This is a genomic window from Streptomyces aurantiacus (assembly GCF_027107535.1).
In the GTDB taxonomy this organism is placed as follows: Bacteria; Actinomycetota; Actinomycetes; order Streptomycetales; family Streptomycetaceae; genus Streptomyces.
In genome coordinates, this window is record NZ_CP114283.1 from 758,940 (window position 1) to 783,551 (window position 24,612).

Sequence of the window (24,612 nt, forward strand, 5' to 3'; positions counted from 1 at the left end):
GCCGGGCGATCACCCTGAGCCCATGAGGCATCTTCCGTGCGGCTGAGGGTCAGCGAGTCCAGGCCGAGAGCCGGCCGGTACGCGTTCCGGGTCGTCCAGCCGCGCCCGGCGCTGCGGCGGACCACCCTCAGCGACCCCATGCGGGACTGGGGCTATCTGGTCGGGGACCACGACGGACTGTCCCGCCTCGCCGCACTGTTCTCGTTCGCCGCGTACTCCCCGCACACCGTCGTCCATGTCCCGCTGCGGGACGGGGACCCCCGGACGTTCGCGCCCGGAGTGCCGGTCGATCTGGTCCTCGCCCACCAGTCGCTCGGCCTGCGGCCCTCCTCCTGGCCGGTGCTGCGCCGCGGGACCGCCCGGGGCACCCCGGCCACCGTCCGCACCGACGAACGGCGTACCGCGCGCCACGCCGCCGACTGGCAGGCCCGCTGGGACCAGCGCTGGGACCACCTCGACCGGGTCGACCGGATCCAGCCCGCCGTCCACGCCCGGACGCTGTTCCTTTTCGGCGCCCGGGACACCTTCGCCTCGGCGTCCGTGCACCTGGAGCTGGCGGCCGGCTTCGGCCCGCTCGGCAAGGGGGCCGCCGAGGGACGGGACGTGCTGGTCACCTCGCTCTCCACGCATCTGCCTCTGACCTGGGGGCGAGGGGCGGAGCTGGACATCGGCTTCCAGGCGTATCCGCCCTACGCCCACTTCAGGCGACCGGGGCGGTCAGCCAGTCGTCGATCCCGGACAGCAGCTTCTCCCTGACGTCGTGCGGGGCCGCCGAGCCCCGTACCGACTGCCGTGCCAGCTCGGCCAGTTCGGCGTCCGTGAAACCGTGATGACGGCGCGCGATGTCGTACTGGGCGGCCAGCCGCGAGCCGAACAGCAGCGGGTCGTCCGCACCGAGCGCCAGGGGCACCCCCGCCTCGAAAAGCGTGCGCAGGGGGACGTCCTCCGGCTTCTCGTACACCCCGAGGGCGACGTTCGACGCCGGGCAGACCTCACAGGTGATGCCCCGGTCCGCGAGCCGCTTCATCAGCCGCGGGTCCTCGGCGGCCCGCACCCCGTGCCCGATCCGCGAGGCGTGCAGGTCGTCCAGGCAGTCCCGTACGGACGTCGGGCCCGCCAGTTCGCCGCCGTGCGGCGCCGCCAGCAGTCCGCCCTCGCGCGCGATCGCGAAGGCCCGGTCGAAGTCCCGGGCCATGCCCCGGCGCTCGTCGTTGGAGAGCCCGAACCCGACGATGCCGCGGTCCGCGTACCGCACGGCCAGGCGGGCCAGCGTGCGGGCGTCCAGCGGGTGCTTCATCCGGTTCGCGGCCACCAGGACCCGCATGCCGAGCCCGGTCTCGCGCGCGGTCGTTTCCACCGCGTCCAGGATGACCTCGAGGGCGGGGATCAGACCGCCCAGGCGCGGCGCGTACGACGTCGGGTCGACCTGGATCTCCAGCCAGCCCGAGCCGTCCTTGATGTCCTCCTCGGCGGCCTCACGGACGAGCCGCTGAATGTCCTCGGCGTCTCTGAGACACGACCGCGCCGCGTCGTACAGACGCTGGAAGCGGAACCAGCCGCGCTCGTCCGTCGCCCGCAGTTTGGGAGGCTCCGCGCCGGTCAACGCGTCGGGCAGATGGATCCCGTGCTTGTCGGCCAGTTCCAGCAGGGTGGTGTGCCGCATCGATCCGGTGAAGTGCAGATGCAGATGGGCTTTGGGCAGCTCAGAGACATCACGTACGTGCTCCATTCCAGGATCCTGCCGTACGCCGCTCCCGTATCGGTAGCGCTTTCCCTGAACGTGGTCTTGCTCGCACGAAGAGACGAAGAAGCGGGCCGCCTCCCCAGAGGGAGGCGGCCCGCCGATCATTCAGGCGGAACAGGTCAGTCCGTGGCCTCGGCCAGCAGCTTCTGGATCCGCGAGACGCCCTCGACGAGGTCCTCGTCACCCAGCGCGTACGAGAGCCGCAGGTAGCCCGGCGTGCCGAAGGCCTCGCCCGGGACGACAGCGACCTCGGCCTCCTCCAGGATCAGGGCGGCCAGCTCGACGGAGTCCTGCGGGCGCCTGCCGCGGATCTCCTTGCCGAGAAGGGCCTTCACCGAGGGGTACGCGTAGAAGGCGCCCTCGGGCTCGGGGCAGAGCACGCCGTCGATCTCGTTCAGCATCCGCACGATCGTCCTACGGCGGCGGTCGAAGGACTCGCGCATCGTCGCCACGGCCTCCAGGTCGCCGGAGACGGCGGCCAGCGCGGCGATCTGTGAGACGTTGGCGACGTTCGAGGTGGCGTGCGACTGCAGGTTCGCGGCCGCCTTGACGACGTCCTTGGGGCCGATGATCCACCCGACCCGCCAGCCGGTCATCGCGTACGTCTTCGCGACGCCGTTGACCACGATGCACTTGTCACGCAGCTCCGGCAGGACTGCCGGCAGCGAGGTGAACTTCGCGTCCCCGTAGACGAGGTGCTCGTAGATCTCGTCCGTCATCACCCACAGACCGTGCTCGACGGCCCAGCGGCCGATCGCCTCGGTGTCCTCGGCGCTGTAGACCGCGCCCGTCGGGTTGGACGGCGACACGAAGAGGACGACCTTCGTCTTCTCCGTACGGGCGGCCTCCAGCTGCTCGACCGAGACGCGGTAGCCGGTGGTCTCGTCCGCGACGACGTCGACCGGGACACCGCCGGCCAGACGGATCGACTCGGGGTACGTCGTCCAGTACGGGGCCGGGACGATGACCTCGTCGCCCGGGTCGAGGATCGCGGCGAACGCCTCATAGATGGCCTGCTTGCCGCCGTTGGTCACCAGGACCTGGGAGGCGTCCACCTCGTAGCCGGAGTCGCGCAGCGTCTTGGCGACGATCGCCGCCTTCAGCTCGGGAAGGCCGCCGGCCGGCGTGTAGCGGTGGTACTTCGGGTTCTTGCAGGCCTCGATGGCGGCCTCGACGATGTAGTCCGGCGTCGGGAAGTCGGGCTCACCGGCGCCGAAGCCGATCACCGGACGTCCCGCGGCCTTGAGGGCCTTGGCCTTGGCGTCCACGGCGAGGGTGGCGGACTCGGAGATCGCACCGATCCGGGCGGAGACCCGGCGCTCGGTGGGAGGGGTTGCAGCGCTCATGGGCCCATCGTTCCAGACCGGAAACCTCCCCGGCACACCGGTTTCACAGACTGAGCAGCACCGGACGGGCCCCGGGGCGAGCACGCACAAAGTCCGTACGGACACTTTCTGTTCGACGACCGGCCGCCGACCACGTACACTCTCACCTCGTTGGCCTTCACCGGCCGCGCTCTCCCGGTACACACCGAGCACCCGGGCGGATGCGGTACGTTGTGAGGGAAGCAAAGGGTCGTAGCTCAATTGGTAGAGCACTGGTCTCCAAAACCAGCGGTTGGGGGTTCAAGTCCCTCCGGCCCTGCTACACACTCCTTTCGCCAGGATGTGTGCGCATGTACGTACTGCATTGCACCGCCGTGCGGCTCATACCGGGCGCGGCACGGCCACGACCCGGAATCAGGTGAGGACGAGTGACGGACGCCGTGGGCTCCATCGACATGCCTGATGCCGAGGATGAGGCGCCGGAGTCCCAGAAGAAGGGCCGCAAGGGTGGTAAGCGTGCCAAGAAGGGCCCGCTGAAGCGCCTCGCCCTCTTCTACCGCCAGATCGTCGCGGAACTCCGCAAGGTCGTCTGGCCGACCCGCAATCAGCTGACGACGTACACCACAGTGGTGATTGTGTTCGTTGTCATCATGATCGGTCTGGTGACTGTGATTGACTTCGGACTCGACAAGGCCGCCAAGTACGTCTTCGGCTGAGCCAAGCGCGAAGGGCGCCGCACCCGGCGCCCGCTTTCGCGTGTTCCACCCCCATGATCCAGGAAGAAGCAGCCACCGTGTCTGACCCGAACCTGAACGACGCCGTCGAGCCGCGCGGGCAGGACGCCGAGTCCGTTGACGACGAACTCGACATCGTCGAGGGCGCGGACGTCGAGGACGAGGTCGAGGCTGCCGACGCCGCCGCGGACGAGGCCGCCGAAGAGGCTGCCCTGCACGTCGAGGACGAGTCCGGCGAGGAGCTCGAAGCCGACGAGGACGCCGCCGACGAGCCGGTCTCCGACGAGACCGACGGCGAGGACGCGGAAGCCGAGGAAGCGGAAGCCGAGGAGGAGACCGAGCCGGTCGACCCCGTGACCGCCCTCCGCGAGGAACTCCGCACGCTGCCCGGCGAGTGGTACGTCATCCACACGTACGCCGGTTACGAGAACCGCGTGAAGACCAACCTCGAGCAGCGCGCCGTCTCCCTGAACGTCGAGGACTTCATCTTCGCGGCCGAGGTGCCGCAGGAAGAGGTCGCGCAGATCAAGAACGGCGAGCGCAAGACCGTCAAGCAGAACAAGCTCCCCGGCTACGTGCTGGTGCGCATGGACCTGACGAACGAGTCCTGGGGCGTCGTCCGCAACACTCCCGGTGTCACCGGCTTCGTGGGCAACGCCTACGACCCGTACCCGCTGACGCTGGACGAGATCGTCAAGATGCTCGCTCCCGAGGCCGAGGAGAAGGCCGCCCGCGAGGCCGCCGAGGCCGAGGGCAAGCCGGCTCCGTCCCGCAAGCTCGAGGTCCAGGTGCTGGACTTCGAGGTGGGCGACTCGGTCACCGTCACCGACGGCCCGTTCGCCACGCTGCAGGCGACCATCAACGAGATCAACGCCGACTCGAAGAAGGTCAAGGGCCTCGTCGAGATCTTCGGCCGCGAGACCCCGGTCGAGCTGAGCTTCGACCAGATCCAGAAGAACTGATCGTTTCGAGCTACGAAAGAGCCCCTGACCAGCGGTTTCCCGTTGGTCAGGGGCTCTCTCGCATGCCGGGGGCCGTCATGGGGCCGGGAGCCGCCCTCGGGCCTTGCGGTAGACCGTATCCACGGCCTTGCGGGTACGGGTCTCGCTGGCTGGCATCAGGTGCGTGTACGTCCGAAGGGTGAACCCGGCATCCGCGTGCCCGAGGTAGGTACTCAGGGCCTTGATGCTCTCGCCAGCGTCCAGGAGGACTGAGGCGTAGAAGTGCCGAAGTGCATGCATGCCGTCCTCGCGAGCTTCCTTGTACCGCTCACCTGGACCGGGGACCGGGATCACACCGGCAGCAGCGAGGGCAGGCTTCCACACGTGCGCGTTGAAGTCGTTCCGCCGGAGAGCTCCCAGCTCCTCCCCGGTGAAGTACAGGAGCTTGGTCACTGGTGGCCCGTCGATCCGAAGCCACGGCAACGTGATCTCAACTGGCTGGAAGGCCGTCAGGTGCGCAGCGAGCGCGGTAGCGACCGAGTCAGGGAGCGGCACATCTCGCATCTTGTTGTTCTTCGGTGGGGCGAAGATCAGGTGCCCGTTCACCAACTTGACCTGTTGCGTGACGCTCAGTACACCCGCCAGGGGATCTACCTCATCCACCGGAAGCCCGAAGATCTCGCCTTGCCGGAGACCGCAGCCCGCGCCGATGTCGACCATGGCCCGAAGCCGAGCAGGCATTCCGGCCTGCACCGCGAAGACTCGATCGGGTGTCCAGGGTGTGACCCGTCCGGGCGACGGCTTGGGCGGACGAACCGAGCCAGCCCGGCATGGGTTCCGGGCGAGGTAGCCGTCATCGACCGCAGCCGAGAGCACGGCCGAGACGTTCCCGAAGATCACGCGGCGGTATGAACTTGCCGCCCCGGTGTCTTCCAGAACTCGCGTCCATGCCCGGATGTGCGAAGGCTGGAATGCGGAGAGCGGCCGATTCCCGAGGTGGGGGAAGGCGTGCAGTCGGAGGCGACTTTCCACCGCTATACGGGTCGCCGGGTCGGTCGTCTGCGAGGCGAGCCAATCGGTGGCGTACTGCCTGAACGTGATTTTTCCCGCCTTGGGATCGATGTACTGGCCGCGCGACATGTCGGCCTCGATGTGCGCGAGCCACTGATCAGCGAGCCGCTTCTGTCGATCGGGGAAGCTCTTGGACTTCTCGGAGCCGTCCGGCGAGACGTACCGGGCGCGGTACCGCAGGCCGACGCCGAAGCGGTCGGTCTTGAGCTTGACCGGCTTGCCGTTCGGTCCGGCCTCCATCTTGAACCAGCGGTCTTGGATGTGTCCGGCCATCAGGCAGCCCCTTCCATGAGGGACTCGACCCAGGCCCGTACGTCCTCGGGGTCGAAGCGGAGGTGCCGGCCGACGCGGAAGCCCCGCGGGCCGGTGCCTTTCCGGCGCCACTGATACACGGTGTCCACGCTCGGCAGGCGCAGCAGGATCACTAGGTCCTCGGGGGTCAGGAACTGAGTGGGCAGAGGCCGCTTCATGCGCAGACCTCCCAGTCCTCTGCGTCGGGCATGTCGGCCAGCGCATCGCGTGCGATCTCGCGGTTCAGCCGGATGTCCCGAGCGATCGAGGCAGCGAGCCAGGATTCGCCGGGGGTGTGGCCTTGCCCGGCGTAGGTCCAGTGGGCGAGCACCACCATGGAGCCCTCCGAGTCAGCGAGATCCTCGGACAGGCCCCGTTCGCGGCGTTCCTGCCGGGCGCGGAAGTCGGCACGGACTTGGCGCCGTTCGGACAGAGTCGAGGAGTAGGCGCGGGACTTGGTCATGAAGTGCCCGCGAAAGCCGAGCATGTGGGCCCACTGTGCGAGCTTGCGGTTCGAGTAGGCGTCATCGAGCGTCCAGCACGCTTCGATCAGGCGCCGGGTATGCGCGGGCAACGGCAGCTTGTCGAGTTCGGACAGCTCCCCGATTCGCCGGTCTACGGTCTCGGTGGTCTCGGCTGCTTTGGTGGCGTACTTGGCGACGTAGGAGGCGACCGCCTGATCCGTCAGCTCCACACCGCCCATGCTGCCGATCGGCTGGACATCGACCTGGGAGCCCCAGCGCAGCACGCGGGCCGGGAGGTCTTTGGCGGGCGGCACCGGCACGGCGACCCGGGCAGCGGCGGCACGTATCGCGTCGCCCAGGAGAGCGATCGTGGCCCAGGCCGGGGGCGGGGAGTCGGGCCCGTCCGGACCATCCAGGCGCACCACCGCATGGAAGTGCACGGCGCCCCGCTTCTGGAACTCCGCGACCTTGCCGAAGGAGACCCGGCACACCTCCTTCAGGGCGGATTGGGTCAGGCCCGCACGGGCAGCGATCTCCCGGCGCAGGTAGATCGTGAAGCGGCGCCACAGGTCCCCGGCGAAGTTGTTGAACAGCACCGCCCCGGCGTAGTCGTACCGGTCCGGGGCGAGCGCCGTGCCGAGTGCCGGGTCATCGTTGGTGTGGGAGTTCCCGCAGCGGCAGCGGCCGGAGTCGGGCCGGTTGTGCACGGGCCCGAAGGAGGGGGCGGTGAGCGTGGCGAACACGCCGGGGTGCTTGCGGATCTCGCCGGGGATGCCCATCCGTGAGTCACCGGTGATCCCGGCGCGGATCAGGTGGTAGACGTCCCCCGCGTAGGTCCAGGCGCACGAGGGACAGCGCGAGGCGCGGCGGTTTCCGCATGCCACCCGGAGCATGCCGCCGGGCTCGTGCTCGGTGCTGTAGGAGTACAGGACGTCACCGGTCGAACGGTCGCGGGTGACGGTCTGGCCCTGGAGGCGGATCGGGTGAGCGCAGCCGCCGGTACGGCGTACCTGTTCCTGCCAGCGGTCGAAGCCCGGCGTGTTGGCGACTCGCAGCAGATCAGCCAGCGTCAGGGGGTCGGTTCCCATGGAGGCCGCAGCACCGGCCACGGCCTCCGGGGGGACGGGGAAGACCGTCACGCGGCTACCTCCGCCAGGACGGGGGTTACGGGAGTGAACGTCTGGGCGCGGTCCGTCTGAGGGACTTCCTTGGAGATGGCGCAAGAGCACGGGATCTCGGAGCAGTTGGCGCAAGGCGAGTAGCCGAACGTTGCATCGTTCGGGCAGATCAGGTCACCGTCATGGGTCAGGATCGACAGCCCATCGACGTCCACGCGGGTCCAGCCGACTGCGAACACCCCGCAGCCGGGGCAGTCCGACGACCGACCCATGCAGTCCAACAGGTCGTAGCAGGACGGAACGACGCAGCGCGCACCCTGAACAGAAGCAGGCATGATGGAGCTTCCCTTCGTGGGACATAGGGGGCGGCGAAACTGCTTGGCGGTAGGTGCGCCGCCCCCGGCGAAAGACATGTGCTGATTCCCACCCTGTTAGAGCAGCGGGCTCAGCTCTATAGTGTTCTAGAGCACCTTCACCGTCAAGAGGTGTACTGAAGTGCTTTAGAACAGGAGCTGAGATCATGTCTGGACCGGCGTCCGCCCTGCCGCCCTACCGGCGTATTGCCGCGCAGATCAAAGGGCAGATCGAGCGTGGCGAGCTGGGTCCGGGTGACCGCATCCCATCTGTCCGCGACATCGTCCGCGATGAGGGTGTATCTGTTGCCACGGCAACGCGCGTAGCGGGAGTTTTGCGGGCAGAAGGGTACGCAGAGACCATCCAGGGGATTGGGACGGTGGCGCGTATGCCCAGCAAGATCACGACCGGACCGGATCGACTTCAGCTTCAGCGGACCACCGGGACCGGCTTCCGGCCGGGCGAACGGGTCGAGATCGTGAGTGCTGACGTAGTGCCAGCGGACGCCGAGGTAGCCGACGCTCTTGGAGTCGACGAAGGTGTCCCCGTAGTCCAGCGACGCCGACGGTACCTAGACGAAGATGGAGTGATCGCACTCTCGACGTCATGGCTGCCGGGGGAGTTGGGGGAGGCCGCCCCGGAACTCACATCTACAGGGCCGTTGCCAAAGATGACCTTTGGTCTGATCGAAGATCGGACGGGGCGCCGAGCGGTCAAGCGGCGCGACGTCGTGGCCATTCGTGCCGTGCCTGAAGATCTGGCGCCGCTCCTTGATCTCGAAGCGGGAAGCCTGGCCCTGACCATGGCGAACACCTATTGGGACCAGTACGGGCAAGTCACTGAGTTTGCTCGTGACTTCATGGGCCCGGACCGCGAACTTGCTGCTGACTACGATCTTGAGTGACCGAACCGTGCCCGCGTAGGAAGTGAGCCGGTTACAGGTTTCTCTACCTCATCAAGGCACCCGGCTGCGCTCCGCTCCGCCGGGCGCGCTTTCCGGCTCCGCTGCCCGCTGCGCTCCTGCCTTCGGCCCGCGCTGCGGGCGCTGCGCCGACGCGCGCCCACATGTGGATAGGGCCGGAAGCCACGAGTCGAGCCCCGTGGGAGCGTCCGCCGGCGGGGCCGGTCGGCTCCGAGACTTTAGGCAGCCACCATGGGGCGAGCCTCGAAGATCATGGCCCCAACGTCGTGCTTTACGGGCAGGTCCACAGACTGCCCGACTCGCGATGAGCTTACGGGGCCATGATCACTCGCCCCATGGCAGCTCCAGCCCAAAGTCTCGGAGCCGACCTCGGTTTGTCGTATGCCGCCCGTAACCTGTGCCTATGGTCGAAACGAACGGTGTGCACAACTCGCTCTTGATGGTGGCTGATCACCACGAACTGCGCGGCATGGCTCCGAAGGGGATCAAGGTTGTCCGTGGTGGACACCTGGACCTACACGGCACAGCCGGACGCGTGACCATCGAAGAAGGGGCCACGGCTCGTATCCATGGAACGGTGACCGATGGTGTCTACAACCTAGGAGGCGATGTCGAGGTGTATGGCACGGTTCGCAAGGGTGTGCATGACCTCGGCGGGACGGTGACCGTGGTCGACCCGGGCGCAGTCATCGTCTAGCGGGGCCGCCTTGGGGCCGTGCGAGGTGAACCGACGTTGACAGACGATGACAGCTAGTCCCGGCGTCTGCGCTGGTCAGAAAGTCGGAGTCCGAGGACCGCCCACGTGAGAGACTTGGGGCACTACTTCCAGAAGAACTGACGTTCTTTCGGACCGTATGCCTCCGACCAGGTCAGACAGGCTCTCGCAGCCCGTCTGACCTGCTCGGTTTTTGGCCGCGCACAGATACCCGTTATCGTTGTGCGGTATGCCTCCGTCCGGATGATCCGGAATGGCGGCTGGAAACTCTCACTAGGACCCGGAGAGAGCAATGCCTCCCAAGAAGAAGAAGGTCACGGGGCTCATCAAGCTCCAGATCCAGGCCGGTGCGGCCAACCCGGCTCCGCCGGTCGGCCCCGCACTGGGCCAGCACGGCGTCAACATCATGGAGTTCTGCAAGGCCTACAACGCCGCGACCGAGTCGCAGCGTGGCTGGGTCATCCCGGTGGAGATCACGGTCTACGAAGACCGCTCCTTCACCTTCATCACCAAGACCCCGCCGGCCGCGAAGATGATCCTCAAGGCCGCTGGTGTCGAGAAGGGCTCCGGCGAGCCGCACAAGACCAAGGTCGCCAAGATCACCCAGGCGCAGGTCCGCGAGATCGCCACCACCAAGATGCCCGACCTCAACGCGAACGACCTGGACGCCGCGTCGAAGATCATCGCCGGCACCGCCCGTTCCATGGGCATCACGGTCGAGGGCTGACCCCCACCACCCCTGTAGAACACCGTGGCAGGGCCTGCTCGGCCCGCACCACGCCTCCTCAGAACACACAGGAGCAGTAGTGAGCAAGCGCAGCAAGTCTCTCCGCGCTTCGGACGCCAAGATCGACCGGGAGAAGCAGTACGCCCCGCTCGAGGCCGTCCGTCTCGCCAAGGAGACCTCCACGTCCAAGTTCGACGGCACCGTCGAGGTCGCCTTCCGTCTGGGTGTCGACCCGCGCAAGGCCGACCAGATGGTCCGTGGCACCGTGAACCTCCCGCACGGCACCGGTAAGACCGCCCGGGTCCTGGTCTTCGCGACCGGTGACCGTGCCGAGGCCGCGACCGCCGCGGGCGCCGACATCGTCGGCTCCGACGAGCTCATCGACGAGGTGGCGAAGGGTCGTCTGGACTTCGACGCCGTCGTCGCCACCCCCGACCTCATGGGCAAGGTCGGCCGCCTGGGCCGTGTCCTCGGCCCGCGTGGTCTCATGCCGAACCCGAAGACCGGCACCGTGACCCCGGACGTGGCCAAGGCCGTGACCGAGATCAAGGGCGGCAAGATCGAGTTCCGCGTCGACAAGCACTCGAACCTGCACTTCATCATCGGCAAGGTGTCCTTCGACGACACCCAGCTGGTGGAGAACTACGGCGCCGCGCTCGACGAGATCCTTCGTCTGAAGCCGTCGGCCGCCAAGGGCCGCTACATCAAGAAGGCCTCCATCAGCACCACGATCGGCCCCGGCATTCCGGTCGACTCGAACCGCACCCGCAACCTCCTCGTCGAGGAGGACCCGGCCGCCGTCTGAGCCTGACGCTCACCCGGCAGCCGCGTCGCGACGCGATTCCAGGACGGGCCCCGCAACCTTTCGAGGTGCGGGGCCCGTCTCTTTCTGTCAGGGCTCCGTTTCCGGGCCGGGTGTCGGTGGCCTGCGCTAGCGTGCGGGGCACAGGAATCGCATAGGGGGACGAATGAAGACCACGACCGTGCGACGCGTGACCGTCTCGATAGCGGTGGCCGCCGCTCTGACCGGAGCCGCGGCCTGTAGCGGCTCGGACTCCGGCGGGGGCTCGGGGGAGGACGGCAAGGCGGCCAACAAGGCCAAGGCCCAGGTCAACCCGATCGCGGCGCTGCGTTCCGTGGAGAAGAGCACCGACAAGGCGGACTCCGCCAAGGTCGAGTCCACCACGACCATGGGCACGCTGATGTCGATGGAGGCGGACGGCGCCCTCGGCTGGGCCGACGGCCTCACCGGCAACCTGACGATCACGTACACCGGCGGCACGATGGCCGACCAGATGCGGCAGATGGGCACGACCTCCATGGAGGCCCGCTACCTGCCGGACGCCTACTACGCGAAGATGGGCGACCAGTTCGCCGAGCAGTCCGGCGGCAAGCACTGGATCAAGTACGCGTACGACGACCTGGCGGACCTCGCCGGCGGATCGGGCGCGTACATGAAGGACCAGATGCAGAACACCACGCCGAACCAGTCGGTGAAGCTCCTGCTGGCCTCCGGGGACGTCCGGAAGGTCGGCGAGGAGAAGGTGCGCGGCGAGAACACCACGCACTACTCGGGCACGGTCGACGTCGCGGACCTCGCGGGCAAGAGCTCGAACCTCAGCGAGAAGCAACTGGCCGACATGAAGCGCCAGCTGGAGCAGGCCGGTGTGACCACCGAGAAGATCGACATCTGGGTGAACGACGAGGACCTGCTGGTCAAGAAGGTCGAGAAGGGCGAGCTGGCGACCGGCTCGATGTCCTCGACGGCGTTCTACAGCGACTACGGCGTGAAGGTCTCCACCGAGGAGCCCCCGGCGGCCGACACCGCAGACTTCAAGGACCTGATGCAGACCCAGCCGGCGGCCTGAGAACCCTCCGAGTCGTCACAGGCGTCACACAGGCCTCACGACAACTCGGAGGACCGCCTGGGCTCCCCTGGGATACGCTCGCGCCCTGTCTGTGAGTCGTTCATCTGTTCCTAGGGGGGAACCATGAAGCTTTCTGTACGCGGATCCGTACGTCACAGGGCGACGGGCGCGGCGCTCGCCGTGCTCGTCCTCGGCGGGGGTGTGGCCGGCTGTTCGGAGGACTCCGGCGCCAAGGACAACGGCGCCGGCGAATCGCCGAAGATGACGCCCGCCGCGGCCGTGGCCAAGGCGGCGAAGAACACGGAGGACATCACCTCTCTCAGCTACCGGATGAGGGGCACGACTCCGGAGGAGGGGCGCGTCCAGGCCGAGGCCCAGATGCGGATGAAGCCCGACGTCGCCATGAGCATGAAGATGACCGCCCTCGACCAGGGCAAGGACGGCACCGCGGAGATCCGCCTGGTCGACAAGGCCATGTACATAGGCGGGGGCGCCGCGGCGGCCAAGGAGATGGACGGCAAGAGCTGGATCAAGTTCGACCTGTCCGCGCTGGGTGACGACGCGACGGGCGGCTCGGCCCCGGGCGCGGGAGCGGCCGACAAGAACCCGGCACAGGAGTCCACCTTCCTCACCGGTTCCAAGGACGTGCGGAAGGTCGGCACCGAGAAGGTCGACGGCGTCGAGACCACTCACTACCAGGGCACGGTCACCCTCGACCAGTTCCGCAAGTCGCTGAAGGACGAGAGCAAGACCACGCGCGAGCAGCGCGAGAAGAGCCTCGAGCAGTACGAGAAGATGGGCGTCGACGAGCTCACGATGGACATGTGGGTCGACGGAGAGGACCGCACGAAGCAGTTCCGCATGAAGGGCGACGCCGACAAGGGCAAGCTCGACATGGTGATCACCTTCATCGACTACAACAAGCCCGTGAAGGTCACCGCGCCGCCCGCCAAGGACACGATGGACCTGGCCGAGATGATGGGCGACATCGAGAGCTGACATCCGCGCCGGCCCGGGCAGGAAGAGGGCCGACGCACGGATTTGCTTGACAGTGCCCCGTTCACGTAACCTTCCACAGAAGCCAAAGACCGCTGGTCGTTGCCGTGCTCTCGCAAGAGGAATCGGTGACCGAAGGATCCGCTGAATTGCGGACGACCCGCGCAGGTGACTGTGGATGAGCTCCCGGACACTCCCGTACTTCGTACGGATCAGTTCGGTCGAGTCACGCCCCGTGCGCCTGCGCCGGGGCGTTTCGTTTTCCCAGTCTCCTTCTGAGCGGTCCTCATCACCCGGAAGGAGGCCACGCTTATGGCAAGGCCCGACAAGGCTGCCGCGGTAGCCGAGCTCGCGGACCAGTTCCGTAGCTCGAACGCCGCTGTGCTGACCGAGTACCGGGGTCTCACCGTGGCGCAGCTCAAGACGCTGCGTCGTTCGCTCGGTGAAGACGCCCAGTACGCCGTGGTGAAGAACACGCTGACCAAGATCGCGGCCAACGAGGCCGGGATCTCTACGCTCGACGACCTGTTCAACGGTCCGACGGCAGTTGCCTTCATCACCGGTGACCCGGTGACGTCGGCGAAGGGTCTTCGTGACTTCGCCAAGGACAACCCGAACCTCGTCATCAAGGGCGGTGTCCTTGACGGTAAGGCGCTGTCCGCCGACGAGATCAAGAAGCTTGCGGACCTCGAGTCCCGCGAGGTTCTGCTCGCCAAGCTGGCGGGTGCCATGAAGAGCAAGCAGTCCCAGACCGCTTCGCTGTTCCAGGCGCTCCCGTCGAAGTTCGTCCGCACTGCGGAGGCGCTTCGCGTCAAGCTCGACGAGCAGGGCGGTGCCGAGTAACTCGGCTCGCGCATTGACCGCCGCCTGAGGCGACGGTCGTAGCGGGCCGAACGTACGCCCGCCTCACCAGTACATCCGGCACCTGCCGAATTAGTGGAAGGACGCCATCATGGCGAAGCTGTCCCAGGAAGAGCTGCTCGCGCAGTTCGAGTCCCTCACCCTCATCGAGCTCTCCGAGTTCGTGAAGGCCTTCGAGGAGAAGTTCGACGTCACCGCCGCCGCCGCGGTCGCCGTTGCCGGCCCCGCCGGCCCGGGCGCCGTTGCCGAGGCCCCGGAGGAGCAGGACGAGTTCGACGTCATCCTCACCGGTGCCGGCGAGAAGAAGATCCAGGTCATCAAGGTCGTGCGTGAGCTGACCTCGCTGGGTCTGAAGGAGGCCAAGGACCTCGTCGACGGCGCTCCGAAGCCGGTCCTCGAGAAGGTCGCCAAGGAGGCCGCCGAGAAGGCTGCCGAGTCCCTCAAGGGCGCCGGCGCCTCCGTCGAGGTCAAGTGACCCGACGAGTCCGCCAGGACTCCTGCGGACCGTATGCAGCCGCTTTCGTAGCGCTGTAACGCTGACGCACCGAAGAGCGATCACCCAACTGGGTGGTCGCTCTTCGGCGTTCGAGGGGGCCGTGCGGTGACTGCCTTGCACTGTCGGTGGCGACGAGTATGGTGATCTTCGTTCGTGCCTCCGGCCGCCCTGTGACGGGCAGCTAGACGGGTTGCAGGACGGGTTGCAAGTGACGATGGCAGCACCCGGTTCGGGCATGGGGGGCCTTGACGAACCGCACGCAGCGCGCAATTCTCAGGACGCGTCGTCACAACGATCCGGATCCGAGGCATGGATCGGCGGCGAAGAGGGCAGTATCGATGTGCATCGAGGGCGTGGCTTGCAGCAGGGGTTGAGAACAACGAGGGTCTTCAAAAACCCGCACTGGACATCAGTGAGCCGAGTGGCTACACTGACCCTTTGCGCTGCCTGTTAGCTGCCTCCTGCCCGTCACCAGGGGCATGCCCTCGCTTGAGCACTGTGGATCGAACCGACCCTGACCTGGTCCTTTTCGACTGGTCAAAGGAACGTCTGTCACGGTGCACGGCTTGGGACCGGTACGCGCGTAGTGAGTCCGAGCCCTCGGAAGGACCCCCTCTTGGCCGCCTCGCGCACTGCCTCGACCGCGAATACGAACAACGGCGCCAGCACCGCCCCGCTGCGCATTTCCTTTGCAAAAATCAAGGAGCCCCTCGAGGTTCCGAACCTTCTTGCGCTGCAGACCGAAAGCTTCGACTGGCTGCTCGGCAACGCCGCGTGGAAGGCTCGTGTCGAGGCGGCTCTGGACAGCGGACAGGACGTCCCCACCAAGTCCGGTCTTGAGGAGATCTTCGAGGAGATCTCCCCGATCGAGGACTTCTCAGGGTCGATGTCCCTGACGTTCCGCGACCACCGCTTCGAGCCTCCCAAGAACTCCATCGACGAGTGCAAGGAGCGCGACTTCACGTACTCCGCGCCCCTCTTCGTCACTGCCGAGTTCACCAACAACGAGACCGGCGAGATCAAGTCCCAGACGGTCTTCATGGGCGACTTCCCGCTCATGACCAACAAGGGCACCTTCGTCATCAACGGCACCGAGCGTGTCGTGGTGTCCCAGCTGGTGCGCTCGCCGGGTGTCTACTTCGACTCCTCCATCGACAAGACGTCCGACAAGGACATCTTCTCCTCCAAGGTCATCCCGTCCCGGGGTGCCTGGCTGGAGATGGAGATCGACAAGCGTGACATGGTCGGTGTCCGCATCGACCGCAAGCGCAAGCAGTCCGTCACCGTCCTGCTCAAGGCTCTCGGTTGGACGACCGAGCAGATCCTCGAGGAGTTCGGCGAGTACGAGTCCATGCGCGCCACCCTGGAGAAGGACCACACCCAGGGCCAGGACGACGCGCTGCTCGACATCTACCGCAAGCTGCGTCCGGGCGAGCCGCCGACCCGTGAGGCCGCGCAGACGCTGCTCGAGAACCTCTACTTCAACCCCAAGCGCTACGACCTCGCGAAGGTCGGCCGTTACAAGGTCAACAAGAAGCTGGGCAGCGAGGCGCCGCTGGACGCCGGGATCCTGACCGTCGAGGACATCATCTCGACGATCAAGTACCTGGTGAAGCTGCACGCCGGTGAGACCGAGACCGTTGGTGACAACGGCACCTCGATCGTCGTCGAGACCGACGACATCGACCACTTCGGCAACCGTCGTCTGCGCAACGTCGGCGAGCTCATCCAGAACCAGGTCCGTACGGGTCTGGCTCGTATGGAGCGCGTCGTGCGTGAGCGCATGACGACCCAGGACGTCGAGGCGATCACGCCGCAGACCCTGATCAACATCCGGCCGGTCGTCGCCTCCATCAAGGAGTTCTTCGGCACCAGCCAGCTGTCGCAGTTCATGGACCAGAACAACCCGCTGTCGGGTCTCACCCACAAGCGCCGTCTGTCGGCTCTTGGCCCGGGTGGTCTCTCCCGTGAGCGGGCCGGCTTCGAGGTCCGTGACGTGCACCCCTCGCACTACGGCCGCATGTGCCCGATCGAGACCCCCGAAGGCCCGAACATCGGCCTGATCGGCTCGCTCGCCTCCTACGGCCGGGTCAACGCGTTCGGCTTCGTCGAGACGCCGTACCGCCGGGTCACCGACGGTGTCGTCACCGACGAGGTCGACTACCTGACCGCCGACGAGGAGGACCGCTTCGTCATCGCCCAGGCCAACGCGCCGCTCGGCGACGACTTCCGGTTCGAGGAGGCCCGCGTCCTGGTCCGCCGTCGTGGCGGAGAGGTCGACTACGTCCCCGGTGACGACGTCGACTACATGGACGTCTCGCCGCGCCAGATGGTGTCGGTCGCGACCGCCATGATCCCGTTCCTCGAGCACGACGACGCCAACCGTGCCCTCATGGGCGCGAACATGATGCGCCAGGCCGTGCCGCTGATCACCGCCGAGGCTCCCCTCGTCGGTACCGGCATGGAGTACCGCTGCGCCGTCGACGCCGGTGACGTCATCAAGGCCGAGAAGGCGGGTGTGGTCCAGGAGGTCTCCGCGGACTACGTCACCGTCGCCAACGACGACGGCACGTACACCACGTACCGCGTCGCGAAGTTCTCGCGCTCCAACCAGGGCACCTCGGTCAACCAGAAGGTTGTCGTCAACGAGGGCGACCGGGTCGTCGAGAACCAGGTTCTCGCCGACGGTCCGGCCACCCAGGAAGGCGAGATGGCGCTGGGCAAGAACCTGCTCGTCGCCTTCATGCCGTGGGAGGGTCACAACTACGAGGACGCGATCATCCTGTCGCAGCGCCTCGTGCAGGACGACGTCCTCTCCTCGATCCACATCGAGGAGCACGAGGTCGACGCCCGTGACACCAAGCTCGGCCCCGAGGAGATCACCCGGGACATCCCGAACGTCTCCGAGGAGGTCCTCGCCGACCTCGACGAGCGCGGCATCATCCGTATCGGTGCCGAGGTCGTCGCCGGCGACATCCTGGTCGGCAAGGTCACGCCCAAGGGTGAGACCGAGCTGACCCCGGAGGAGCGCCTGCTCCGCGCGATCTTCGGTGAGAAGGCGCGCGAGGTGCGCGACACCTCGCTGAAGGTGCCGCACGGTGAGATCGGCAAGGTCATCGGCGTCCGCGTCTTCGACCGTGAAGAGGGCGACGAACTGCCGCCGGGCGTGAACCAGCTGGTTCGGGTCTACGTGGCGCAGAAGCGCAAGATCACGGACGGTGACAAGCTCGCCGGCCGCCACGGCAACAAGGGCGTCATCTCGAAGATCCTGCCCATCGAGGACATGCCGTTCCTCGAGGACGGAACTCCGGTCGACATCATCCTCAACCCGCTGGGTGTCCCGTCCCGAATGAACCCGGGGCAGGTCCTGGAGATCCACCTCGGCTGGCTCGCCAGCCGCGGCTGGGACGTCTCCGGCCTCGCGGACGACTGGGCGCAGCGCCTCCAGGCCATCGAGGCCGACAAGGTCGAGCCCGGCACGAACGTCGCCACCCCCGTCTTCGACGGTGCGCGTGAGGACGAGCTGGCCGGTCTGCTGCAGCACACGATCCCGAACCGCGACGGCTCGCGCATGGTGCTGCCCACCGGTAAGGCGCCGCTGTTCGACGGCCGCTCCGGCGAGCCGTTCCCGGAGCCCGTCTCGGTCGGCTACATGTACATCCTCAAGCTCCACCACCTGGTCGACGACAAGCTGCACGCCCGGTCGACCGGTCCGTACTCGATGATCACCCAGCAGCCGCTGGGTGGTAAGGCCCAGTTCGGTGGCCAGCGCTTCGGTGAGATGGAGGTGTGGGCGCTTGAGGCTTATGGCGCCGCTTACGCCCTCCAGGAACTGCTGACCATCAAGTCCGACGACGTGACCGGCCGCGTGAAGGTCTACGAGGCCATCGTCAAGGGCGAGAACATTCCTGAGCCCGGCATTCCCGAGTCCTTCAAGGTGCTCATCAAGGAAATGCAGTCGCTCTGCCTCAACGTGGAGGTGCTGTCCTCGGACGGCATGTCCATCGAGATGCGCGACACGGACGAGGACGTCTTCCGCGCCGCGGAAGAGCTCGGTATCGACCTGTCCCGGCGTGAGCCGAGCAGCGTCGAAGAGGTCTGACGGGTCTGGCCGGGGCTCCCTGAACAAGAGCCCCGGCTAACCAACCCCGGACCCCAGTCAGACCAGTGAAGAATCGACCCCCGAAAGAGGGATTGACGACAAGTGCTCGACGTCAACTTCTTCGACGAGCTGCGGATCGGCCTTGCTACCGCTGACGACATTCGTCAGTGGTCCCACGGTGAGGTCAAGAAGCCGGAGACCATCAACTACCGCACCCTCAAGCCCGAGAAGGACGGACTCTTCTGCGAGAAGATCTTCGGTCCGACCCGGGACTGGGAGTGCTACTGCGGCAAGTACAAGCGCGTCCGCTTCAAGGGCATCATCTGCGAGCGCTGCGGCGTCGAGGTCACTCGCGCCAAGGTGCGTCGTGAGCGGATGGGCCACATCGAGCTTGCCGCTCCCGTGACCCACATCTGGTACTTCAAGGGCGTTCCGTCGCGGCTGGGCTACCTGCTCGACCTCGCCCCGAAGGACCTCGAGAAGGTCATCTACTTCGCCGCGTACATGATCACGTACGTCGACGACGAGCGTCGTACGCGTGACCTGCCCTCGCTGGAGGCGCACGTCTCCGTCGAGCGTCAGCAGGTCGAGAACCGCCGTGACTCCGACCTGGAGGCCCGCGCCAAGAAGCTCGAGACCGACCTGGCCGAGCTCGAGGCCGAGGGCGCCAAGGCCGACGTACGCCGCAAGGTGCGCGAAGGTGCCGAGCGCGAGATGAAGCAGCTGCGCGACCGTGCGCAGCGCGAGATCGACCGTCTCGACGAGGTGTGGACCCGCTTCAAGAACCTCAAGGTCCAGGACCTCGAAGGTGACGAGCTCCTCTACCGCGAGCTGCGTGACCGTTTCGGCACGTACTTCGACGGTTCGATGGGTGCCGCGGCGCTGCAGAAGCGCCTGGAGTCCTTCGACCTCGACGAGGAGGCCGAGCGCCTCCGCGAGATCATCCGTACCGGCAAGGGCCAGAAGAAGACCCGTGCGCTCAAGCGCCTCAAGGTCGTCTCCGCGTTCCTGCAGACCAGCAACAGCCCCAAGGGCATGGTGCTCGACTGCGTGCCGGTCATCCCGCCGGACCTTCGCCCGATGGTGCAGCTGGACGGTGGCCGCTTCGCGACCTCCGACCTGAACGACCTGTACCGCCGTGTGATCAACCGGAACAACCGTCTGAAGCGGCTTCTCGACCTCGGCGCGCCCGAGATCATCGTGAACAACGAGAAGCGCATGCTCCAGGAGGCCGTGGACGCCCTCTTCGACAACGGTCGTCGTGGTCGCCCCGTCACCGGTCCCGGCAACCGCCCGCTGAAGTCCCTGAGCGACATGCTCAAGGGCAAGCAGGGTCGTTTCCGTCAGAACCTGCTCGGCAAGCGTGTGGACTACTCCGCGCGTTCCGTGATCGTCGTCGGTCCGCAGCTGAAGCTGCACCAGTGCGGTCTGCCGAAGGCGATGGCGCTGGAGCTCTTCAAGCCGTTCGTGATGAAGCGCCTGGTCGACCTGAACCACGCGCAGAACATCAAGAGCGCCAAGCGCATGGTGGAGCGCGGCCGCACGGTCGTGTACGACGTCCTCGAAGAGGTCATCGCCGAGCACCCGGTTCTGCTGAACCGTGCTCCCACCCTGCACCGCCTCGGCATCCAGGCCTTCGAGCCGCAGCTGGTCGAGGGCAAGGCCATCCAGATCCACCCGCTCGTCTGCACCGCGTTCAACGCGGACTTCGACGGTGACCAGATGGCCGTGCACCTGCCGCTCTCCGCGGAGGCGCAGGCCGAGGCCCGCATCCTGATGCTGTCCTCGAACAACATCCTCAAGCCCGCCGACGGCCGTCCGGTGACGATGCCGACCCAGGACATGGTCCTCGGTCTGTTCTTCCTCACCACCGACGGCGAGCTGCGGGACGTCAAGGGCGAGGGCCGGTCCTTCGGCTCCTCGGCCGAGGCGATCATGGCGTTCGACGCCGGCGAGCTCTCGCTGCAGTCGCGCGTGGACATCCGCTTCCCGGTGGGCACCATCCCGCCGCGCGGCTGGACCCCGCCGGCGCGTGAGGAGGGCGAGCCGGAGTGGCAGCAGGGTGACACCTTCCGCCTGAACACCACCCTGGGCCGCGCGCTCTTCAACGAGCTGCTGCCCGAGGACTACCCGTTCGTCGACTACGAGGTCGGCAAGAAGCAGCTCTCCGAGATCGTCAACGACCTCGCCGAGCGCTACCCCAAGGTCATCGTGGCGGCGACGCTCGACAACCTGAAGGCTTCCGGCTTCTACTGGGCGACCCGTTCCGGCGTCACCGTGGCCATCTCCGACATCGTCGTTCCCGACGCGAAGCGCGCGATCGTCAAGGGCTACGAGGACCAGGACGAGAAGGTCCAGAAGCAGTACGAGCGTGGTCTGATCACCAAGGACGAGCGCACGCAGGAGCTCATCGCGATCTGGACCAAGGCGACCAACGAGGTCGCCGAGGCGATGAACGCGAACTTCCCGAAGACGAACCCGGTCTCCATGATGGTGAACTCGGGCGCTCGCGGAAACATGATGCAGATGCGTCAGATCGCCGGTATGCGTGGTCTGGTGTCGAACGCCAAGAACGAGACGATCCCGCGTCCCATCAAGGCGTCGTTCCGTGAGGGCCTGTCCGTCCTTGAGTACTTCATCTCCACGCACGGTGCCCGTAAGGGTCTGGCGGACACCGCCCTGCGTACCGCCGACTCGGGTTACCTCACCCGTCGTCTGGTGGACGTCTCGCAGGACGTCATCATTCGCGAGGAGGACTGCGGCACCGACCGCGGCCTGCGTCTGGAGATCGCCGAGCTCGGCGCCGACGGCGTCCTGCGCAAGGCGGAGAACGTCGAGACCAGCGTGTACGCACGTGCGCTGGCCGAGGACATCACCGTCGACGGGCGGGTGCTGGCTCCGGCCAACACCGACCTCGGCGACGTCCTCATCGACGAGCTCGTCAAGCACGGCATCAAGGAGGTCAAGACCCGCTCGGTCCTGACCTGCGAGTCCGCCGTCGGTACCTGCGCCATGTGCTACGGCCGTTCGCTGGCCACCGGCAAGCTGGTCGACATCGGTGAGGCGGTCGGCATCATCGCCGCCCAGTCCATCGGTGAGCCCGGCACGCAGCTGACGATGCGTACCTTCCACACCGGTGGTGTGGCCGGTGACGACATCACCCAGGGTCTGCCCCGTGTCGTCGAGCTCTTCGAGGCTCGTACGCCGAAGGGTGTCGCCCCGATCTCCGAGGCCTCCGGCCGCGTGCGGATCGAGGAGACCGAGAAGACCAAGAAGCTCGTCGTCACCCCCGACGACGGCAGCGACGAGACGGCGTTCCCGATCTCGAAGCGTGCCCGTCTGCTGGTGGGCGAGGGCGACCACGTCGAGGTGGGCCAGAAGCTCACCGTGGGCGCCACCAACCCGCACGACGTGCTGCGCATCCTGGGTCAGCGTGCCGTCCAGGTCCACCTGGTCGGCGAAGTCCAGCGGGTCTACAACTCGCAGGGCGTGTCGATCCACGACAAGCACATCGAGATCATCATCCGGCAGATGCTCCGCCGCGTGACGATCATCGAGTCGGGCGACGCGGAGCTGCTGCCCGGCGAGCTCGTCGAGCGGTCGAAGTTCGAGACCGAGAACCGTCGTGTGGTCCAGGAAGGCGGCCACCCGGCCTCCGGCCGTCCGCAGCTGATGGGTATCACCAAGGCGTCGCTGGCCACCGAGTCGTGGCTGTCGGCGGCGTCCTTCCAGGAGACGACCAGGGTTCTGACGGACGCGGCGATCAACGCCAAGTCCGACTCCCTGATCGGCCTCAAGGAGAACGTCATCATCGGTAAGCTCATCCCGGCCGGTACGGGTCTGTCCCGCTACCGCAACATCCGGGTCGAGCCGACCGAGGAGGCCAAGGCCGCGATGTACTCGGCCGTCGGCTACGACGACATCGACTACTCGCCGTTCGGCACGGGCTCCGGCCAGGCCGTTCCGCTGGAGGACTACGACTACGGTCCGTACAACCAGTAAGCGAGCGTCTGCTTGAGTCGAAGGGCGGTCACCCCGGTGGGGTGGCCGCCCTTCGGCGTGCCGGCCGGCGTCGGGGGTGTCCTCGGGCGGTCCGGGGGAAATCGTCGTATCGATGCGGCGCAGGCCCTGTGCCGGAAATGCCGTGGTGGCGCATGATGGAGACCCAGCCAGTCCGGGGGAGGTGCTCCCGTGTCGTATCCGTCGCCGTGGCAGCCGGGGCAGGGGTGGAACAGTCCGCGTCCCCGGCAGGAGCAGGCCGGGCACTCGATGCTTGCCTCGAACGCCGACCGGGAGCGTGCCGTGGACGTGCTCAGAGCGGGCTTCGGCGAGGGGCGGATGCAGAAGCCCGAGTTCGAGAAGCGGGTGGCGCGGGCGTACGAGGCCCGTACGGTGGGCGAGCTGGCCCTTCTGGTGGCCGATCTGCCTCAGGGGCCCGTACCGATGCCGGCGGTCTCCGGGCCCGTACCACGGACGTTCCTGCCCGCTGCGGGGCCGAGGACCAACGAGAAGGCCGTGGGGTCGGCGATCTGCGGTGTCCTCTGCCTGGTGACGGTCGGGCTCACCGGGATTCCCGCGGTGATCCTGGGCCACACCGCCCGCTCCGAGATCCGGCGGACGGGCGAGGGCGGCGACGGTCTCGCGCTCACCGGGCTGGTCTTCGGATGGGTGTCCACCGTGGGCTGGGCGCTGGTGCTGACCCTGCTGCTCGCCGCGCTCCTGGCGCTCTGAGGAAGATCACAGAAGGGGCGGGGGCTTGGCATGGTCTGCTCAAGGTAGTGAGCGCTGCCCATTTGTTTTGACCGCAGCGTATGAGGTAGGTACGCTCAGACCTTGTGCCTGGGGTGTGCCCTGGCTCCCGTGCGTGCCTTCAACCGCACTAAGGGAGTCGTCACCGGCCACCGCAATCTGCGCCCCTCCCGCCTTGCGGCGGGAATCTGCAGTGTTCGACACACCCGACCGCGTGGGTCGGCGGTGTTCCAGGTTAGCTTCACCATTCGGCACACAGAAACCGGAGAAGTAGTGCCTACGATCCAGCAGCTGGTCCGGAAGGGCCGGCAGGACAAGGTCGAGAAGAACAAGACGCCCGCGCTCGAGGGTTCGCCCCAGCGTCGTGGCGTCTGCACGCGTGTGTTCACGACCACCCCGAAGAAGCCGAACTCGGCCCTGCGTAAGGTCGCGCGTGTGCGTTTGACCAGTGGGATCGAAGTCACCGCTTACATCCCGGGTGAGGGACACAACCTGCAGGAGCACTCGATCGTGCTCGTGCGTGGCGGCCGTGTGAAGGACCTGCCGGGTGTTCGATACAAGATCATCCGAGGTTCCCTGGACACCCAGGGTGTCAAGAACCGCAAGCAGGCCCGCAGCCGCTACGGCGCCAAGAAGGAGAAGTAGAAATGCCTCGTAAGGGCCCCGCCCCGAAGCGCCCGGTCATCATCGACCCGGTCTACGGTTCCCCTCTGGTGACCTCCCTCATCAACAAGGTGCTGCTCAACGGCAAGCGCTCCACCGCCGAGCGCATCGTGTACGGCGCCATGGAGGGCCTGCGCGAGAAGACCGGCAACGACCCGGTCATCACGCTCAAGCGCGCTCTGGAGAACATCAAGCCGACCCTTGAGGTCAAGTCCCGCCGAGTCGGCGGTGCGACGTACCAGGTCCCGATCGAGGTCAAGCCCGGTCGTGCCAGCACGCTCGCGCTGCGCTGGCTGGTCGGTTACTCCCGCGCCCGTCGCGAGAAGACCATGACCGAGCGTCTGCTCAACGAACTTCTCGACGCCTCCAACGGCCTTGGTGCCGCTGTGAAGAAGCGCGAGGACACCCACAAGATGGCCGAGTCCAACAAGGCCTTCGCGCACTACCGCTGGTAGTCGCAACCCACATCGA

General features: G+C 66.9%; 21 protein-coding genes and 1 tRNA gene. 17 read left to right on the top strand and 5 right to left on the bottom strand.

The window, feature by feature from the left end:
* The first annotated feature begins 36 nt into the window (after positions 1-36).
* Complete coding sequence (locus tag O1Q96_RS05125; RefSeq protein WP_269247058.1) at positions 37-756, top strand: hypothetical protein; 720 nt, start codon at positions 37-39, stop codon at positions 754-756.
* Here the strand turns inward: O1Q96_RS05125 and O1Q96_RS05130 are convergent.
* Both O1Q96_RS05130 and O1Q96_RS05135 read right to left on the bottom strand, forming a co-directional pair.
* On the bottom strand, positions 701-1,729 hold the full coding sequence (locus O1Q96_RS05130) for an adenosine deaminase (RefSeq protein WP_269247059.1): 1,029 nt from the start codon (positions 1,727-1,729) through the stop codon (positions 701-703). The two genes, O1Q96_RS05125 and O1Q96_RS05130, sit on opposite strands and share 56 nt — an antisense overlap.
* Before the next feature lie 134 nt (positions 1,730-1,863).
* Positions 1,864-3,090, bottom strand: a complete 1,227-nt coding sequence (locus O1Q96_RS05135) for a pyridoxal phosphate-dependent aminotransferase (RefSeq protein ID WP_217455099.1) — start codon at positions 3,088-3,090, stop codon at positions 1,864-1,866.
* Between the two features lie 225 nt (positions 3,091-3,315).
* On the opposite strand from O1Q96_RS05135, the gene O1Q96_RS05140 reads away from it, so the two are divergent.
* The 3 genes from O1Q96_RS05140 to nusG all read left to right on the top strand — a co-directional run bounded on the left by O1Q96_RS05140 (position 3,316) and on the right by nusG (position 4,765).
* Positions 3,316-3,388: transfer RNA gene (locus tag O1Q96_RS05140), tRNA-Trp, on the top strand.
* Between the two features lie 109 nt (positions 3,389-3,497).
* Positions 3,498-3,785, top strand: coding sequence for a preprotein translocase subunit SecE (secE, locus tag O1Q96_RS05145; protein ID WP_269247060.1), 288 nt, complete (start codon positions 3,498-3,500; stop codon positions 3,783-3,785).
* A 77-nt stretch (positions 3,786-3,862) separates the two neighbouring features.
* Positions 3,863-4,765 (top strand): transcription termination/antitermination protein NusG, encoded by a 903-nt coding sequence (gene nusG, locus O1Q96_RS05150; RefSeq protein ID WP_269247061.1) that lies wholly within the window; start codon positions 3,863-3,865, stop codon positions 4,763-4,765.
* Between the two features lie 75 nt (positions 4,766-4,840).
* Here the strand turns inward: nusG and O1Q96_RS05155 are convergent, their stop codons facing one another.
* Genes O1Q96_RS05155 through repSA form a run of 3 tightly spaced genes read right to left on the bottom strand, consistent with a single transcriptional unit; the run spans position 4,841 to position 7,679 of the window.
* On the bottom strand, positions 4,841-6,088 hold the full coding sequence (locus tag O1Q96_RS05155) for a tyrosine-type recombinase/integrase (protein WP_269247062.1): 1,248 nt from the start codon (positions 6,086-6,088) through the stop codon (positions 4,841-4,843).
* Positions 6,088-6,285, bottom strand: a complete 198-nt coding sequence (locus tag O1Q96_RS05160) for a helix-turn-helix transcriptional regulator (RefSeq protein ID WP_269247063.1) — start codon at positions 6,283-6,285, stop codon at positions 6,088-6,090. Before O1Q96_RS05160 ends, O1Q96_RS05155 begins: the two co-directional genes overlap by 1 nt.
* Entirely contained in the window at positions 6,282-7,679 is a 1,398-nt protein-coding gene (gene repSA / locus O1Q96_RS05165) for a replication initiator protein RepSA (protein WP_419587036.1), read from the bottom strand. Before repSA ends, O1Q96_RS05160 begins: the two co-directional genes overlap by 4 nt.
* 529 nt (positions 7,680-8,208) lie before the next feature.
* On the opposite strand from repSA, the gene O1Q96_RS05170 reads away from it, so the two are divergent.
* From O1Q96_RS05170 to rpsG, 13 genes are all read left to right on the top strand, one after another.
* Positions 8,209-8,946, top strand: coding sequence for a GntR family transcriptional regulator (locus O1Q96_RS05170; protein WP_269247064.1), 738 nt, complete (start codon positions 8,209-8,211; stop codon positions 8,944-8,946).
* A 421-nt stretch (positions 8,947-9,367) separates the two neighbouring features.
* A complete protein-coding gene (locus O1Q96_RS05175) occupies positions 9,368-9,661 on the top strand; it encodes a hypothetical protein (RefSeq protein WP_269247065.1) in 294 nt (97 codons plus the stop codon).
* Positions 9,662-9,971: 310 nt separating this feature from the next.
* Complete coding sequence (gene rplK, locus O1Q96_RS05180) at positions 9,972-10,406, top strand: 50S ribosomal protein L11 (protein ID WP_030359033.1); 435 nt, start codon at positions 9,972-9,974, stop codon at positions 10,404-10,406.
* Positions 10,407-10,485: 79 nt separating this feature from the next.
* Positions 10,486-11,211 (top strand): 50S ribosomal protein L1, encoded by a 726-nt coding sequence (gene rplA, locus O1Q96_RS05185; RefSeq protein WP_217455097.1) that lies wholly within the window; start codon positions 10,486-10,488, stop codon positions 11,209-11,211.
* Between the two features lie 163 nt (positions 11,212-11,374).
* Positions 11,375-12,274, top strand: a complete 900-nt coding sequence (locus O1Q96_RS05190; protein ID WP_269247066.1) for an SCO4651 family lipoprotein — start codon at positions 11,375-11,377, stop codon at positions 12,272-12,274.
* Positions 12,275-12,397: 123 nt separating this feature from the next.
* Entirely contained in the window at positions 12,398-13,273 is an 876-nt protein-coding gene (locus O1Q96_RS05195) for an SCO4651 family lipoprotein (protein ID WP_269247067.1), read from the top strand.
* 309 nt (positions 13,274-13,582) lie between these two features.
* Positions 13,583-14,113 (top strand): 50S ribosomal protein L10, encoded by a 531-nt coding sequence (gene rplJ, locus O1Q96_RS05200; RefSeq protein WP_269247068.1) that lies wholly within the window; start codon positions 13,583-13,585, stop codon positions 14,111-14,113.
* Positions 14,114-14,222: 109 nt separating this feature from the next.
* Positions 14,223-14,606, top strand: coding sequence for a 50S ribosomal protein L7/L12 (rplL, locus tag O1Q96_RS05205; protein ID WP_266831266.1), 384 nt, complete (start codon positions 14,223-14,225; stop codon positions 14,604-14,606).
* A 637-nt stretch (positions 14,607-15,243) separates the two neighbouring features.
* Complete coding sequence (gene rpoB / locus O1Q96_RS05210) at positions 15,244-18,729, top strand: DNA-directed RNA polymerase subunit beta (RefSeq protein WP_269247069.1); 3,486 nt, start codon at positions 15,244-15,246, stop codon at positions 18,727-18,729.
* 102 nt (positions 18,730-18,831) lie between these two features.
* Positions 18,832-22,731, top strand: coding sequence for a DNA-directed RNA polymerase subunit beta' (locus O1Q96_RS05215; RefSeq protein WP_269247070.1), 3,900 nt, complete (start codon positions 18,832-18,834; stop codon positions 22,729-22,731).
* Positions 22,732-22,920: 189 nt separating this feature from the next.
* A complete protein-coding gene (locus tag O1Q96_RS05220) occupies positions 22,921-23,460 on the top strand; it encodes a DUF1707 and DUF4190 domain-containing protein (protein WP_269247071.1) in 540 nt (179 codons plus the stop codon).
* A gap of 291 nt (positions 23,461-23,751) precedes the next feature.
* Positions 23,752-24,123: a 30S ribosomal protein S12 gene (gene rpsL / locus O1Q96_RS05225; RefSeq protein WP_003948652.1), complete on the top strand. Its 372-nt coding sequence runs from the start codon at positions 23,752-23,754 to the stop codon at positions 24,121-24,123.
* A 2-nt stretch (positions 24,124-24,125) separates the two neighbouring features.
* Positions 24,126-24,596 carry a 30S ribosomal protein S7 gene (gene rpsG, locus O1Q96_RS05230; protein ID WP_081218873.1) on the top strand — a complete coding sequence of 157 codons (471 nt, stop codon included), beginning with the start codon at positions 24,126-24,128 and terminating at the stop codon, positions 24,594-24,596.
* The last annotated feature ends 16 nt before the right edge of the window (positions 24,597-24,612 follow it).

Excerpts from the sequence above, each read along its gene's own strand:
- O1Q96_RS05130 (WP_269247059.1), bottom strand. The coding sequence starts at position 1,729 with ATGGAGCACGTACGTGATGTCTCTGAGCTGCCCAAAGCCCATCTGCAT.
- O1Q96_RS05135 (WP_217455099.1), bottom strand. The coding sequence starts at position 3,090 with ATGAGCGCTGCAACCCCTCCCACCGAGCGCCGGGTCTCCGCCCGGATC.
- O1Q96_RS05155 (WP_269247062.1), bottom strand. The coding sequence starts at position 6,088 with ATGGCCGGACACATCCAAGACCGCTGGTTCAAGATGGAGGCCGGACCG.
- O1Q96_RS05160 (WP_269247063.1), bottom strand. The coding sequence starts at position 6,285 with ATGAAGCGGCCTCTGCCCACTCAGTTCCTGACCCCCGAGGACCTAGTG.
- O1Q96_RS05170 (WP_269247064.1), top strand. The coding sequence starts at position 8,209 with ATGTCTGGACCGGCGTCCGCCCTGCCGCCCTACCGGCGTATTGCCGCG.
- O1Q96_RS05175 (WP_269247065.1), top strand. The coding sequence starts at position 9,368 with ATGGTCGAAACGAACGGTGTGCACAACTCGCTCTTGATGGTGGCTGAT.
- rplK (WP_030359033.1), top strand. The coding sequence starts at position 9,972 with ATGCCTCCCAAGAAGAAGAAGGTCACGGGGCTCATCAAGCTCCAGATC.
- O1Q96_RS05190 (WP_269247066.1), top strand. The coding sequence starts at position 11,375 with ATGAAGACCACGACCGTGCGACGCGTGACCGTCTCGATAGCGGTGGCC.
- O1Q96_RS05195 (WP_269247067.1), top strand. The coding sequence starts at position 12,398 with ATGAAGCTTTCTGTACGCGGATCCGTACGTCACAGGGCGACGGGCGCG.
- rplJ (WP_269247068.1), top strand. The coding sequence starts at position 13,583 with ATGGCAAGGCCCGACAAGGCTGCCGCGGTAGCCGAGCTCGCGGACCAG.
- rplL (WP_266831266.1), top strand. The coding sequence starts at position 14,223 with ATGGCGAAGCTGTCCCAGGAAGAGCTGCTCGCGCAGTTCGAGTCCCTC.
- rpsG (WP_081218873.1), top strand. The coding sequence starts at position 24,126 with ATGCCTCGTAAGGGCCCCGCCCCGAAGCGCCCGGTCATCATCGACCCG.